Origin of the sequence: Pseudoalteromonas sp. CST2, from assembly GCF_028599385.1 — a bacterium.
In the GTDB taxonomy this organism is placed as follows: domain Bacteria; phylum Pseudomonadota; class Gammaproteobacteria; order Enterobacterales; family Alteromonadaceae; genus Pseudoalteromonas; species Pseudoalteromonas atlantica.
Genome location: NZ_JAQREO010000004.1, coordinates 57667 through 72549 on the forward strand (window position 1 = coordinate 57667; position 14883 = coordinate 72549).

General features: G+C 40.2%; 15 protein-coding genes. 8 read left to right on the top strand and 7 right to left on the bottom strand.

Annotated elements, in window-relative coordinates; genetic code table 11:
• Positions 1-41 precede the first annotated feature (41 nt).
• The 6 genes from ilvY (at position 42) to PSH41_RS07190 (ending at position 5449) form a co-directional block, all read left to right on the top strand.
• Positions 42-947, top strand: coding sequence for an HTH-type transcriptional activator IlvY (ilvY, locus tag PSH41_RS07165; RefSeq protein WP_273589001.1), 906 nt, complete (start codon positions 42-44; stop codon positions 945-947).
• Between the two features lie 121 nt (positions 948-1068).
• Entirely contained in the window at positions 1069-2115 is a 1047-nt protein-coding gene (locus tag PSH41_RS07170; RefSeq protein ID WP_004587362.1) for a GGDEF domain-containing protein, read from the top strand.
• Between the two features lie 110 nt (positions 2116-2225).
• Positions 2226-3089, top strand: a complete 864-nt coding sequence (locus tag PSH41_RS07175; protein ID WP_282451978.1) for a MipA/OmpV family protein — start codon at positions 2226-2228, stop codon at positions 3087-3089.
• Positions 3090-3102: 13 nt separating this feature from the next.
• Complete coding sequence (locus PSH41_RS07180) at positions 3103-3471, top strand: DUF3019 domain-containing protein (RefSeq protein ID WP_036963332.1); 369 nt, start codon at positions 3103-3105, stop codon at positions 3469-3471.
• A 14-nt stretch (positions 3472-3485) separates the two neighbouring features.
• Positions 3486-4178 (top strand): response regulator, encoded by a 693-nt coding sequence (locus PSH41_RS07185; RefSeq protein ID WP_273589000.1) that lies wholly within the window; start codon positions 3486-3488, stop codon positions 4176-4178.
• Between the two features lie 23 nt (positions 4179-4201).
• Positions 4202-5449, top strand: coding sequence for an ATP-binding protein (locus tag PSH41_RS07190; protein WP_273588999.1), 1248 nt, complete (start codon positions 4202-4204; stop codon positions 5447-5449).
• Between the two features lie 312 nt (positions 5450-5761).
• On the opposite strand, the gene PSH41_RS07195 is transcribed toward PSH41_RS07190, so the two are convergent.
• Positions 5762-5983 carry a DUF3820 family protein gene (locus PSH41_RS07195; protein WP_138577502.1) on the bottom strand — a complete coding sequence of 74 codons (222 nt, stop codon included), beginning with the start codon at positions 5981-5983 and terminating at the stop codon, positions 5762-5764.
• Between the two features lie 405 nt (positions 5984-6388).
• The gene (locus PSH41_RS07200) at positions 6389-7963 is read right to left on the bottom strand and encodes a cation:proton antiporter family protein (protein WP_273588998.1); all 1575 of its coding nucleotides are present in this window, start codon (positions 7961-7963) and stop codon (positions 6389-6391) included.
• 266 nt (positions 7964-8229) lie between these two features.
• Here PSH41_RS07200 and PSH41_RS07205 point away from each other — a divergent pair, with 266 nt between their 5' ends.
• Both PSH41_RS07205 and PSH41_RS07210 read left to right on the top strand, forming a co-directional pair.
• Positions 8230-8973: a sporulation protein gene (locus PSH41_RS07205; RefSeq protein WP_029773443.1), complete on the top strand. Its 744-nt coding sequence runs from the start codon at positions 8230-8232 to the stop codon at positions 8971-8973.
• 58 nt (positions 8974-9031) lie between these two features.
• On the top strand, positions 9032-9481 hold the full coding sequence (locus PSH41_RS07210; RefSeq protein ID WP_273588997.1) for a GNAT family N-acetyltransferase: 450 nt from the start codon (positions 9032-9034) through the stop codon (positions 9479-9481).
• Between the two features lie 101 nt (positions 9482-9582).
• Here PSH41_RS07210 and PSH41_RS07215 read toward each other — a convergent pair whose 3' ends face one another.
• The 5 genes from PSH41_RS07215 to PSH41_RS07235 form a co-directional block, all read right to left on the bottom strand.
• Positions 9583-10935 (bottom strand): sodium-dependent transporter, encoded by a 1353-nt coding sequence (locus PSH41_RS07215; RefSeq protein WP_121637167.1) that lies wholly within the window; start codon positions 10933-10935, stop codon positions 9583-9585.
• Positions 10936-11406: 471 nt separating this feature from the next.
• Complete coding sequence (locus PSH41_RS07220; RefSeq protein ID WP_055253011.1) at positions 11407-12699, bottom strand: HAMP domain-containing sensor histidine kinase; 1293 nt, start codon at positions 12697-12699, stop codon at positions 11407-11409.
• 17 nt (positions 12700-12716) lie between these two features.
• On the bottom strand, positions 12717-13424 hold the full coding sequence (locus PSH41_RS07225; RefSeq protein WP_054982162.1) for a response regulator transcription factor: 708 nt from the start codon (positions 13422-13424) through the stop codon (positions 12717-12719).
• A gap of 196 nt (positions 13425-13620) precedes the next feature.
• Positions 13621-14004 (bottom strand): DUF3019 domain-containing protein, encoded by a 384-nt coding sequence (locus PSH41_RS07230; RefSeq protein ID WP_004587350.1) that lies wholly within the window; start codon positions 14002-14004, stop codon positions 13621-13623.
• The gene (locus tag PSH41_RS07235) at positions 13994-14851 is read right to left on the bottom strand and encodes a MipA/OmpV family protein (RefSeq protein ID WP_004587349.1); all 858 of its coding nucleotides are present in this window, start codon (positions 14849-14851) and stop codon (positions 13994-13996) included. The genes PSH41_RS07230 and PSH41_RS07235 overlap by 11 nt, the downstream gene beginning before the upstream one ends.
• Positions 14852-14883: the final 32 nt, after the last annotated feature.

Below are 14883 nucleotides of genomic sequence, written 5' to 3' on the forward strand. Positions count from 1 at the left end.
TGCACTAAAGTATTTCAAAAAATGAAACGTAGAGGCATGTAATGGATCATAAGCATTTAAATTACTTTTTAGCGTTAGCTAAAACGCTCCATTTTGCCAGGGCGAGCGAGCTGTGCCATATAAGTGCACCTACTTTAAGTCGTAATATTAAGCAGCTTGAAGATGAGGTCGGCGTTGCTTTATTTATACGCGATAACCGAAGTGTAAAATTAACTAAAGAAGGGGAGTCGTTTATTGATTACGCCACCTCTACACTGGCTAATTGGCAGCGCTTTAAAGCGAATGTGAAAGACCCAACCCAGCATATTTACGGTAATGTGAGTATTTATTGCTCAGTCACCGCCTCGTATAGTTTTTTGCATCAAATATTAGAACAACTCCGCGCGCAGCATCAGCATATAGAAATAACGCTAAATACCGGCGATCCGGCGTTGGCAATAAACCGAGTACTGGATGCCCATGAATCAATGGCTATTGCTGCACGGCCAAGTAAACTGCCTGCCCAAATTGCTTTTGTTAATATAGGTCACTCTCCACTGGTTCTTATTGGACCTAAAATTCAATGCCCGATCAGCGAAAAAATAGCGAAAAACGCCTCACATATTGATTGGTCAGAACTGGAGTTTATTGTACCTGAGCAAGGTTTTTCTAGGCAGCGGTTAGAGCAGTGGTGGCGGAAAAATAATGTGCATGGAAAAATTTATGCACAAGTAGCAGGGCACGAAGCTATGGTGTCTATGGTGAGCCTAGGATTAGGTGTCGCCATGGTTCCCAAAATAGTGCTAGATAATAGTCCGCTACAAGACAAGGTACACGTACTGCCCAGTGAAAATTACCAGCCAGAAGGGTTTGATATTGGTTTGGCGGTGCTAAAAAAAGAACTTAACGACCCTGCAATCAGTGCATTATGGAATATTGCACAAACTTTAGGCGCAAATGTTATTTAAGCTTTTAACGATTAATATAATTCAGTAAATAGTATGATTAACAGTTGCGTATGAGTTTACTATTACTTAACATGAAAGCTTAATAATAAAAAATAATGACGCACGAGAGTTTATAATAATTATGGATCATGCTGTATCGCTCGCTCATTCTGCTCAATGTTTAAAAAAAGCAATTCCTCTGATGGTAAAATACCGAATGCCGGTAACGCCTATCAATTACGCTATTTGGTATTGCTATGTACAAGGCAGTAAGCCAGCATTAAATGCTGAGCTTGATCACGTCATTGCTGAGCAACAAACATGTACTCAAAATAAAGCAAAAGAAATTTTTGATAAGCATTTAAGCGAAGATGACTTAGTGTTTTTTCAAGAAATGGCTGATCGCTTCCATGGCACTATGGAGCAAGTACAGCATGATATAAGCGTTACCCTCGATCATTCTAAAAGCTTTACCACGTCGTTGGTAGATTCTCAAAATGAGTTGGCAAGTTTAGCTAATGTAAATTCGTTTAATGAAATACTCGGTTGTGTTGAACGCTTAACCGACGAGTCGGTGGCTATGCAAGACTATGCGCGAGAATTTCAAACTAAGCTTGCGGTAGCCTATAACGAAATTAAAGATTTAAAAGAAGCACTTAACCTTTCTCAAGAAGCAGCTGATACAGACCCCCTGACAGGCTTTTTTAATAGAAGAAAGTTTGATGATGATATTCAGCAGTTTTGTCAAACCTATTCAGAGCAAGCTGACGAGAGCGTATTGGCGGTACTAATCATGTTTGATATTGACCACTTTAAGCGTTTTAACGACGATTTTGGTCATCAAAAAGGCGATGAAGTACTTAAATTAGTAGCCAAAAAAGTTTCGCAAAATATTTCCGATAGCCTGAATGTTTACCGCTATGGTGGTGAGGAGTTTTGTATTACCGGGTATTTTGACAGCATCAACGAGATTATGGTGTTTGCTGATAAAATTCGTTTAGATATTGCCTCATTAACTATCCGTAAAAAAGACGATGTAAATTCTAAACGTGCAATTTCTGCAAGTTTTGGGCTCGCTATTTTACGTCCATTCACGAAAGGTTCGGTACTTATTGAGCGCGCCGACCGAGCTTTATATATAGCTAAAACACATGGTCGCAACCGTATTGAAATAGCCCCTGACATTTAAATGTGATACGCATGTATAAAAATTGTGAATGATTGTAACCAGGTGGCGCACATTTGTGCTTACCTTGCTAGTATGGGTCACTTACTTATTTACTCATTTAGATTAGGTTAATGCGGCTCAATACTTTTATTTACATTTTTTGCTTTGTGGTGTGTCTTGTTTGCGTGCCTAGCACAGCTTCGCAGGCCTATAACGAACAAGAGTATGCGCAGCAACATATTACTGTTAAAAAGTGGCATGTAAATCTAAGTGTCGGCGCGGGTGTTATTACCAACCCTCTGCATGGCGGAAAAAACGTCCCGCTCCCTGTGATCCCACGCATTGCTTTTTATGGCGAGCGCTGGTTTTTCGATAATGGTCGCCTTGGCTACACACTTGTAGAAAATCAAAAGCATCATTTTAATATCGTTTCAGAACTTAACGCAGAGTCACGCTTTTTTATTGATTGGCATCCTAATAACCTCTTTGTTTTACCAGCAACCGCAGGTGCTTCTGCATTAGCGCAAAATAATCCCCAGCCTAAAAAAATAAATATCGATAATATTGATAATCGCCATTTAGCCCTAGATGCCGGGGGAAGCTATCATTATGTGCAGCAAAACCATGTGCTATCGATACAGTTATTACACGATATAAGTAATGTTTATAACGGTACTCGGGGCGCTATACAATGGCAGTACCACAGTGAAGTAGGGCGTTTAAAGTTAAAGCCAACGCTTGGGGTTAACTATAAATCAGCTGAATTAAACAGCTACTATTATGGTTTAAAAGCACACGAAACCTCATTAGGTAAAATTGACGTTGGTAGTAGCTGGCAACCTTATGCTAAAATCGACGCCAGTTGGCCATTGAGTGAGGCTAACAGTCTTCGTTTTCATGTAGCATATTACGACTATTCAGCTATGGATGGCAGTCCGCTTTTTGAACGTAACTATTCAATGACTGCTTTTATAGGATTCGATCATACTTTTTAATATGAAGTATTTAATGTTGATTGTGCTTACAGTTTTTCTGTTTAGCCCTCCCGTTGTAGCGCAAAATGCGTCTTTAAAGGTCTCTCCCAAAGTGTGTGTTGTGTCTGAGCAGCAAGCGTTTTGCGATCTCGATTTAAAGTTTAATTGGCAGCAACCATCGCCAAGCGATGCATGCCTGTACCAACAAAACAAACTGATTAAATGCTGGCAACAGCAGGCTGTTGGTGAGTTTGAGTATAAAGCGCGTGTTCAGGTAGAGACCATATACTCCTTAATCAATCCTCATACCGGTGTGTTAATTGCTAAAACACACGTTGAAGTGCAAAGTGCTGATGCTAAAAAAAGTAGGCGCAGGCTTCGCTCTCCATGGAGCTATTTTTAATTTAGGAGCAACTCATGCCAAAAATTTTACTTGTTGAAGATGACCTAGGTTTACAACAACTAACAAAAGATTATCTTAAACATAATGGCTTAGAAGTAGACGTATTAAGCCGTGGTGATGAAGTATTTAGTTATCTTGAGAATAACGCTGCTGATTTAATGATTTTAGATATTATGCTGCCAGGTAAAGATGGCTTTAGCGTATGTCGACAAGTACGTGATAAGTTTTCGTTGCCAATTTTAATGCTTACTGCAAAAGGTGAAGACTTTGATCAGGTGATTGGCTTAGAGCTTGGCGCAGATGACTATGTGGTAAAACCTGCAGAACCGCGTGTTTTACTGGCGCGTGTAAATGCATTACTGCGTCGCGGGCAACCCGTGGTTAAGGCCGCAGAAGAGATTCAGTTTGGTGATTTAGTCATTGATAAAACCAGCCGAATTGTTAAATTAAACGAAAACGAAATAGTACTTACATCGCATGAGTTTGAGTTACTATGGCTACTTGCCTCAAATGCAGGCGAAGTACTAAGCCGTGAACATGTTCATCAACATATGATTGGTCGTCAATACGATGGGCTTGACCGTACCGTTGATGTACGCGTGTCACGAATTCGTAAAAAGCTAGGTGATAACAGCGATAAACCTTACCGTATAAAAACCGTGTGGGGGCAAGGTTACTTGTTTGTATCAGACGCCTGGGAAAAATAATATATGAAGGTAAATAAGGAATAATGGGCAAACTATTTATAAGTTTATATGTTTATATCATTGTTTCTTTATTTATTGTTAGTGGTGTTATAGAACAAATTTGGCCTTACGAAGAGACGCAGCAGCAAGTGCTGTTAGATGATGAGTTTGGCCAAGCACTTTGGTTATTATCGCAAACCGATGATGGTCTAGATAAGCTAAAACACAGCTTTGAAAGCCAAGTTATTGCCCGCAAAGATCTTATTTTACCCCTTAAGCAGCAAGCCTCATTAGATAAAAACCATTACCTGTATCTGTATGATAAAAAGCAGCGCATAGTGTGGTATGTTGAGCTTGGTGATAACAAACTACTTCAAATTGGTCCTGTAGGCGTTATAAAAGCACCTGAAAGCTCTGTTATTCCGTATTTAATGTTACTGGCTATTGTAGGGTTACCTGTGGGGCTGTGGAGCTTTTTACTATGGCGTGATTTTTCTAAATTAAGCCATGCGTGCGAAGCGGTAGATGGCTCGCAAGACTTTAACTTAAGCAGTCCTTCTAAATCGTTTTTTTTACCCGTTACTGATACTCTAAAAGTAATGCAGCAGCGCATAGAGCATCTTCTTAGTGCGCAACAAGAACTGACCTCCTCTGTATCTCATGAATTTAGAACGCCCCTTGCACGATTAAAATTTGGTATAGCCATGTTAGAAGAAACACTGCAATCGGAAAAAGGGCAACATTACCTAACTAATATGCAGGCAGATATAAGCGAACTTGAAGCGCTTGTGTGTGAAATGCTTGAATATGCTCGGCTTGATTCGCAGCAACCAAGCTTAGCTAGAAGCGACGTTGATTTGGCTGCCTTAACACAATCGGTCATTAATAAGCTAAATTTTGCAAGCGGCATAGAGTTTAATGCGGTGTTACCACAGGCTCTAGTGTACAAGTGTGATGCGCACTTTATTGCGCGTGTAATGCAAAACTTGGTGGGCAATGCGTTAAAGTACGCTGTTAGTCGTGTTGATGTCACACTCAAAGCGCAGGGTGATGCAATTTACTTTATTGTGGAAGATGACGGAGAAGGTATTTTAAAAAGCGACAGAGAAAGCGTATTTAAACCTTTTACTCGTTTAGATAAAAGCCGTGATAAAAGCACAGGGGGCTTTGGTTTAGGCTTAGCAATAGTGGCAAAAATTGTATCGTGGCATAAAGGGCACTATTCAATCACTGACTCATCGATTGGTGGCGCTAAGTTTATAGTTACCTTACCTAATACCTATCCACAATAATATTTAATCATTTTGTGGGGCCAAATGTGTCGCTACCTACGTTAAAAATTCTCATTTACGATTGCATGGATGCAGAAGGTAGAGCAATGCAGGAGCAATTGCCGAGAACAACTAAATAGCAAATTTTTTGCTTAGCTATCAACACGTTTTTCCATCCTCAAAATAGATCACTTTATTATGCGGATTGGTATAAAAGCAACTTACCTAAAAACGCCAGACATAAAAAAAGCGCCTAAGGCGCTTTTTGTGGTTAAAAACCAAAATCAACAAGTAGCAAAATAGTAGACCCGGCTACGTGGAAAAAGTTCTCAATTATTTTTTATTTTTTTTAAGTAGGGGCATCAGCATTTGCTCAAGCCCGTTTAATTTAACCTCGTACATCATTGCAAGCTGCGCTCCGAGTTTACTTTCTGGAAACCCTTGCTGTTTAAACCACACTAGGTAGGGCTCTGGCAAAAGCAATAAGGGTCTGCCTGCGTATTTTCCAAAGGGCATAATTGTATTAATAGCGAGCTTGAGTTCGGCTGTATCCATAATAAGTCAGTAATTGATAAAACGTATAATAGTAATACTACTGCTTATTAATAATAAACGCATTAAATAGCGGCTGGGTAAGCGGGCAAGTAAACAGAAATAAAATAGGCTGTGACGGGCAAGAAACAGCCTATTGAACGAGGGAGTAGGCCCTCTGATTGAATAAATTTGTGTTGATAAATAAATGCTTACCTTGCATTAATTAGCTGGAGTCTAATTATGCGACATAGGTGCGAAGGCGTTTATTTAAACAACACCGGTAGTTTATCTGTTTTTTTTACAGATAGAGAGAAGTAATGTAAAGGAATGTAAATAAAATGAGTTTTTAAACTAAAACTAATAAAAAAGCCTTATTAAAAATAAGGCGTTTTCATTTGGTTGTTTTTATTGTTTAGTATAAAAGTGCTATTTTTCGAATAGCTCTTGCTTTACGTGCTCGGCAAAACCACTTCCTGCTTCTAAATAAAAGTTATAGGTCGAGTTTACGCCCATTTGTTCAAGCTCTTTTTGTTGATCAGGGTAATTGGCGATAGCTGTTACTTGGCCGTTATAGCCTGAGGCTTGTAATTGCTCTAGTGCAAAAATATTTTGCATATGCTTTGGCATAGCTAACATCACCATTTCAACATGAGAGTGGTTAACGCGCTGCCAAAAGTCAGGGTCGGTGGCATCGGCAAGGAGTACCTTTCTATTGCGTTTAATATGTTTTTCTACCACCTCTGGTTTAATATCAATGCCCGCCACTACATTAGGGTGAGTCGCATTTATTGTTTCGTATGCACCTGTACCTATGCGTCCCATACCAAATATAACGATTTTAGTGTCGTTTAGATTAACGGGTAGCTCTTCAGCTAAGCGGGTTTTGCTTTCGAATTTTAATAACCAGCGCTCAATTTTTACGTATAACTCGTTTGAGCGTTTATTAAGAGGCGATGCAATAACAAAGGTAATAGACACCGCAATAGCCATTACCGCCAGCCACTCTGAGGTGATCATGCCTGTAGAGGCTGCCACAGCACACACAATAAGGCCAAACTCACTAAAATTAGCAAGGCTAAATGCAGTGAGTAACGAGGTGCGTGCTCTGAGCTTAAAGGTATTCGTAAACACATAATAAAGTAAGGTTTTAACTGGCAGCACAAATATAAGGATTAACGCTACAATTAATGAATTCGCTGTAAGCTCTGCGTTTAAACCAATGCTTAAGAAAAAACCGACCAGCAAAATATCTTTTAAATTAAGCAGCGACTTTGAAAGCTCTCCCGCCTTTTTATGTGGCGCAAACATCATCCCCATAATGAGCGCGCCTAAATCGCCCTTTAAACCTGCAAAATCAAAAGCGTTATAACCGGCTACCAACGCAAAGAAAAAGCCAAATAACGGCAATAGCTCACCATGTTTAGAGTGGTTAAGCACTGCATACATAAGTGGGCGCACTAAAGGGAGTGCAATAATTAAAGCAAGAGCCCACATATTAGGTACTTTGCCGGTGCTAATGGCTAAAAATATAACCGCAAAAATATCCTGCATAACTAAAATGCCAATGGCTATTTTTCCGTGTAGGCTTGCCATTTCACCGCGCTCTTCAAGTACTTTTACCGCAAATACAGTGCTTGAAAAGCTTAGCGCAAACCCAACTAATAAGGCACTTTGCCAGCTTAAATCAACAAACATAGGCACAGCAAAAATACCTAGCAGTAACATAAAGCCACTAAATAATGCACTGCTAAAAATAATGTGTAGGGTAGCGGGTGCCCATACTTGGGGCTTGATTAAGCTGTTTACTTTAAGTTTTAAGCCAATACTAAATAAAAGAAGTGTTACACCCAGTGCCGCAATGGTATCGAGTAGTTCGGTGCTTTTATAGCCTGATAAATTTAATGCAAAACCGGCAAGTAAAAAGCCAATAAGGGGAGGAAGTTTTAATTGATAAACACCAAAGCCACAAACAAACGCGGCGGCAAAATAGATTAGTTCCATAATTCTTAATATCACTTCATTTGGGATTGCAGTGTAGCGAAAATTTTATACCATTGAAAATAAAAATAGCCCTAAAAATGAGCGCGTTTAATCAATTACTTGCCCAGCTACGTATAAAAAATGCACATTAAACACGTATTTAATCGTAAATAGCATGTAAATAACATTTTTTCACTGACATTGGCTTTTAAATATGGTTAAGATGCTCTAACGAAGGAGTTTAAGCTTGAGCAACAAACTGAGCCGCTCAGCTTAAGGAGATAGATATGTTTAAAAAGATTTTAGCGTCGGTAGGTATTGGCGCTGCAAAAGTAGATACAATTTTAGAAACTGAGCATCTTCAGCCAGGGCAACTTTTTAACGCTAATATCGTTATAACTGCAGGCGATGTGGCTCAAGAAATTGCTGGCCTTGATTTGTTTTTAATGACTCGCGTTAAAGTTGATGGCGAAGAAGGTGAGTACTTTACTAATCACGTAATTGATCAGTGGCGTATAACCGACATAGGCACCATTGAGCCAGGTGAAGTTAAAAGTATTCCATTTGAAGCGCGCCTTCATCCAGAAACGCCAATTACTGAAATTAATGCCGGTTACAACCAATCACATGTATGGATTGAAACAGGCCTTGATATTGATTTAGCACTAGACCCTACAGATAAAGACCACTTGCATATTTACCCTAACGAAGCTGTTAAAACCTGTATGCAAGCAATGGATAAATTAGGGTTTAGTTTATTAAAAGCTGATGTTGAAAAAGGCCATTTACGTGCGCCTACTTTTCAGTCGGTATCGGGGTGTTATCAAGAGTTAGAGTACAAGCCTAATAGCCGCAGCTTATTTGGTATTCAAGAAATTGAATTATCGTTTGTACCAGAAGCACACAAAACGCATGTTTTAATTGAGCTGGATAGAGCATTTAGAGGCGATGGTTATGTTGATTTAACCATAGAGCACGACCATGTGAATTTATCGCAGTTGTGCGACCAATTAGAGCGTTTGTTTGCCTAAGTGATGCGTAATTTAACTAAACCCAGCTTAGGCTGGGTTTTTTATTTTAGGATTTTATATGTCGTTTAAATGTGCGCATTTTGATGCGCTTGATACGCGTACTTTATTTACGATAATGCGAGGTCGTGTTGATGTATTTGTAGTAGAGCAAACATGCCCTTACCCTGAGCTTGATGAAGTAGACTTTAACCCTAGTACTCAGCATTTATATGCAATTGCAGATAATAGTTTATTAGCTTATGCCCGCTGCTATGAAAAAAATGAGCAGTACAGTGCAATAGGCCGTGTACTGGTTTGCAAAAGTGAGCGAGGTAAAGGGCGGGCTACTGAGCTTGTAAATGCGGCCATAGCATGTTGTAAAAAGCAGTGGCCAGAGCGTCATATTTATATAGGCGCACAAACCTATTTATTAGCATTTTATCGCTCTTTTGGCTTTACAGAAGTAGGGGAGCAATACCTAGAAGATGGCATCCCTCATCAAGATATGGTGTTAAATACACTAAGCTAATTTATTACGAGTAAATTTAAGCTATTAAAAAGCCCACTTAACGCGTGGGCTTTGCTTAATTTAGTACTTAACTTGAACTCGGGTTAGTTAAAAATAACGTTTTAACTTAACACCGAATGTAAAAACACAGCACCAATAGCTATAGGGCACACAAACTTAGTGTATACAGGCCATACTTTCCAAAATAGTGTGTTATGAACCTCAGGGTTACCTTGCTGTATTGCTTTTAGTAGTGAGCCACGGTACCAAATCCAGCCAACAAAAATACAACACATTAAGCCAAGTAAAGGCTGAGCAACTTTAGTTGTTAGGGTGATCACTAAACCAAATAAGCTTCCTAAGTTACATACTATGGTAATGCTTACTGCGCTTATTAGCGCGCCTATTAGCCATGTTGCCTGCAGGCGGCTCATTGCAAAGCGCTCCACAGTATACGATACCGGCGCCTCTAACATTGAAATAGAGGAGGTAAGTGCGGCTATACTCATTAGGGCAAAAAATGCAAAGCCTATAAATAAACCCACAGAGCCCATACCATCAAACAATGCAGGTAGCACTTGAAACACCAGTGTGTCTTCAGAGAGAAGTTTGCCTGTAGATGAAAAAATTTCTACGCCATGAGCTTGTGCGACATACATGGCTGGTATAATTAAAAGGCCCGCTACAAACGCGATAAACACATCAATTAATGTTACATATGCGCCTAGCGTGACTAGGTTTTCTTTTTTACTTATGTAAGAGCCATAAATAATCATCACACTGGTGCCTAATGACAAAGAGAAAAACGCTTGGCCGAGTGCACTTACGAGTAAATTTGCATCAAATATAGATGAAAAATCAGGCACTAAATAGGCTTTAAGCCCTTGCATAGCACCTTCTTGGGTCATAACGTAAGCAATTAGGGCAAATAAAATACCTAAAAGCGCAGGCATCAGACGCTTAGACCATTTTTCTATGCCGTTTTCTACGCCACGACTAATAATAGCCACGGTGAGTATGATAAATACCACTGTAAAAATGATGTTTCGTGTAAGTGACTGCTCACTTAACCACGTTGAAGCTTGATTTGCACCAGCTAATGTAGTGATAGGTTCAATTGTTGCGCTGAGCATCCAGCCTGCCACAATGGCATAAAAACTTAAAATAAAGCCCGCACATAAAATCCCGCCAAAACCCACGATAAAAGCAAAACGCTTTTGCCACGCGTGTGATGTTATTTTTGTTAAAGAAGACACCGCATTAGCTTGTCCGTGGCGGCCAATTATAAGCTCAGCCATAAGTGCGGGGTATGCTAAAAAGAACGCAAGTACCAAATAAGCGACTAAAAAAGCGGCACCACCATTACTTGCTGTTTGGGTAGGAAACCCCCAAATATTACCTAAACCTACTGCAGAGCCTGCGGCGGCCATTATAAATCCAAAGCGAGAGCTAAACTCACCTCTAACTGCGCTCATATTGTTGTACTTCTCTATTTTTTGACGGCGCTGACAATCTACTGGAATTGCAAATAAATAAAAAGTACTTATTTGCCCAATTGTGACAATAATTATCGTCTGGTGTGTCTATCATGCGATGCATTTAATTAATGTTATCAACAGGTTTAGAATAAGGAGTTGATTTTGTGTAATAAATTTTAGGGCCTGTTTACCTTTCGAGGTTAAATTTGCAGCAGTCTGTTTGGTGTTTAGGCAAGGCAGAGCCTATGTAGTGTGGTTGTTCCCCATAAATAGGCGATAACGACGTATAAATGCCAAACAGGCGCTGCCCTAAGGGTTCTGCCTAGGGGCTATTTACTCTTTGTTACTCGGTTTTTACGTAGCCCACTAGGTTACAAACCTCGCGCCGCGATTAAACAGCCCCTAGATAGAACAAATTATAACCCTAAAAGGCCAACAGGCCCTAATTACAGTTGTGTAAATAATATTTTACGAATCGTGATGCTGGCCAATTTTAAGGGTAAAACACGCCCCTTGAAGCCGCGCACTTTTACTAACGCTTACACTGCCGTGATGCCAATCTGCCACTTTTGCAACAATGGCTAACCCTAAGCCATAACTTTTATCAGCACGGTTACGGTGGCTTTCTTCTCTAAAAAACGGGCTAAAAACGTTATTAAAGTTCTCTGGTGCGATGCCTGGGCCATCATCTTCAACCGTAATATATAAATAATGCTCATCGCGCTTTGCACTGACGTAAATAGTGTCTTTTGCAAAGTCGCAGGCATTGCCAATTAAATTACTAATAGCCCGAGCAAGCCAATGTAAGTCAGCAAAAACCATATCGTCACTACTGTTTAGTTGTATTTTAAGTTGGCTGGTTTCAATTTTAGGCGAAAGCTGTGTAAGTAAATCTTCTAGATAGTGCGATAAATTAGTTTGCGAGTAGGTGAGCTGGTTGGCATTTTGCTCAAGGGTTGCAAAGGCTAAATAGCTTTTAAGCATCGATTCCATATGATCGAGATCGTTTTCCATACGCACAAGGTATTGTTTAACTTTAGGCATATCTGCGCTGTCGAGCGCAGCATCTAAGCCAAAGCGTAAACATGCGATAGGGGTTCTAATATCGTGCGATAAGCTCGATGCCATTAATTTGTTCTCCGCCACGAGCTTTTCTATTTGGCTAGCCATGCGGTTAAATGTAAGCTCAACATCTCTTATGTAGGTAAAGTGAGAGACCTTTATCCTCGCTTGCACATCTCCTGCGGCAAATTTTTTAGCCGCATCGTTTAATACTGTTAAGCGTTTAGCAAGTGGGGCAATAATAAAGCCCATAAAAATGCAGAGCCCAGCATAAAACAACAAAGTTAAAATAATATCGTTGCGCTGATCTGTTTCAAAGCCTTTATCTAGGCGCATGGAAAGATGATAAGGCGACAATACTTCGCTACTGTAGAGCATATAAAAACCTTGCTGGTCTTCTAAAATAAGGCCGCTTTGGGTATGCATTTGTAGTATTAATGACGGCGGCAGGGCTAGGGATTCATTATTTTTGTAATCAAGCTTTACATTAAAGTCGTTTGCCAATTGCTTTACATAAGCTGCGCGCTCTGAGGTCGCTACACTACTCAAATGTTTACTAAAGCCGTTGATCATTTGGCTTTGAAGGCTAAATTCATCATGCGGTGTTTGAGTTTGTTGGCTAAATGCATCGATTAGCCAGCCCAATACAACAATAGAAAGCAGCGCACTACCGAGTAGTGAAATGTAAAATTTTTTCATTTAAACCGCCACGGTTACTATTCCCACGCAGTGGCAACAAGTAAATAACCACGCCCCCAAATAGTTTTAATTTTTTCTGGGTTTTGCGGGTCATCATGAAACTTTTTGCGCAGCGCAGATATTAGTACATCAACACTTCTATCAAGCCCATCGTATTCACGGCCTTTGGTTGCTTTAAACACAGCATCACGCGAGACTACTTGCCCTGCATTACTGGCTAAATAGTGCAGTAGGAGGTACTCAGCACTAGAAATAGCCATATCTTGATTATTAAGCGTTACACTGCGTGATTGAGTATCAATACTGAGTGCGCCTACAGTAATCACACTCTCGTTAGTGGTTACTTTAGTCGGTTCGCTGGTAAGGCGCAGCGCTGCTTTTATACGGGCCAGTAATGCGCGAGGGCGCACAGGTTTCATGATGTAATCACTCGCACCTACTTCTAAACCAATTACTTCATCCATTTCATCATCGCGGGCGGTTAGCATAATAATGGGCGCGGTGTAAAAGCTACGTAGCTCTCTGCACACACTTATACCGTCTTGGCCTGGCAGCATAATGTCGAGCAACACTATGTTAGGGTTTAAGTTTTTTACCTGGCTTATTACTTCATCGCCGCGGTGGCAAACATGGGTGGTATAGCCTTGCTCGGTTAAGTACTCTGCAACCCATTGGGCTAAAGAGGTGTCATCTTCAACTAATAAAATAGTGCCGTAATTATCCATAAAGCTTCCTTAGTGCTAGTGGGTTGCCGTGTGTGGATTGAAACTCGCCCTTAAATAACCCTAAGGGCTGCATAGGTTTGGGATTTATGCTGCATTAGTGCCTATATAGGTAAACAACCACACTTTATAAGCGCTGACTTACTTAATTACCAAACACACATTGCTGTAAAATCAATCACGAAGGTCACACCTCTAATTAGAACAAGCGCCAGCGGCGTTTTTTTTGTCTATTTTGATAAACCCACTGCAGTTTAACCTCTGTTGTGGCAATAACTTGGGCTGTATTACTATCAAACAATTCAAAAGAAATACTTTGCTGGGAGTCGAAGGTATATTCAAATACGCCTTGTTGCTGCTTTAACCAGCATTGCATTATATATTTTGATGTTGCGTCTCTTAGGCAGTAATTACCAATAGTTGGTTGCTGCCAGCTAAGCGTTACATCAGCGTAGCAATTACGGCCCTCACGTAGTGCAACACAAGTGTCGGGCAGCGCAATTAATGGGGCCGTTTTATCTGTTGTTTTAGCAGATGAAATAGCAGGGAAGATCAATAATAAACAGATCCATCTAAAATACATAACGTAGGCCTACCTTGGCTTTATGTTGATACCCTTGAGAAATAATGGGGCTGTCGTCTATTTCTTTTGAAAACCACGTTGTTAACCAGCCAGACAAAAATACCCAATCTTGAGAAATAGGGTACTCAGCATGAAACTCAAACATAATACTGGTACTGCCATTAGGGGTGTAAATAGGGCGATTAGCGGTGGCTTCGTCTGCATCTATACCAAAGTAATAGTTAGTAAAACTGCCCGAATAAGCGCTAATACCCACCCCAGATCTAAACTCCCAATTACGCCATGGCAAAATATGGCTAAAAAAGGTGTTAAACACCCAGCCATTATGTGTACCTGTAATATCATGTAAAAACTCAAACGAAATTTGCGAGTTTTCAAAGCGGCGCGTTAATCTTAGCCCAGCATCAAAATCGTAATTACGCGATTTTATACCCGCAAGCTCTTCTATTACACCGTGGTTGTAAAAACCTAAACCTTTGTCATCAAAGCCAGCCTGAGTATTGGTGCCTAATATATCCAAGCCCCAATCAAATTTATCTATAAGGCTGTAACCCACAACTAAGCCGCCGCTTAATTGGTTATGATCAAAGTCGAGATAAAAGTTTTCGTAGGAAATAGCCAGGCTTAAATCGAGTTCAATGCCATCGTCATAGGAATCAAGGCCAATTAGGTAAGAGTCTTCTACATAATAACCAGCCCCAGCGCTCCAATCCCACGCAAAGCCTTGGGTGGGCTCTAGCGTGTTATCAGCATAGTATCGATTGCTTGCCTGGCTTTGAAAGCTCAAAAAACTGGCGCAAAGCAATACGCTATTAATAAAAGTATGCTGTAAGAAAGCGTTTTTCATCCCTGGGGACCTAATTATTATTTGTTATTAAG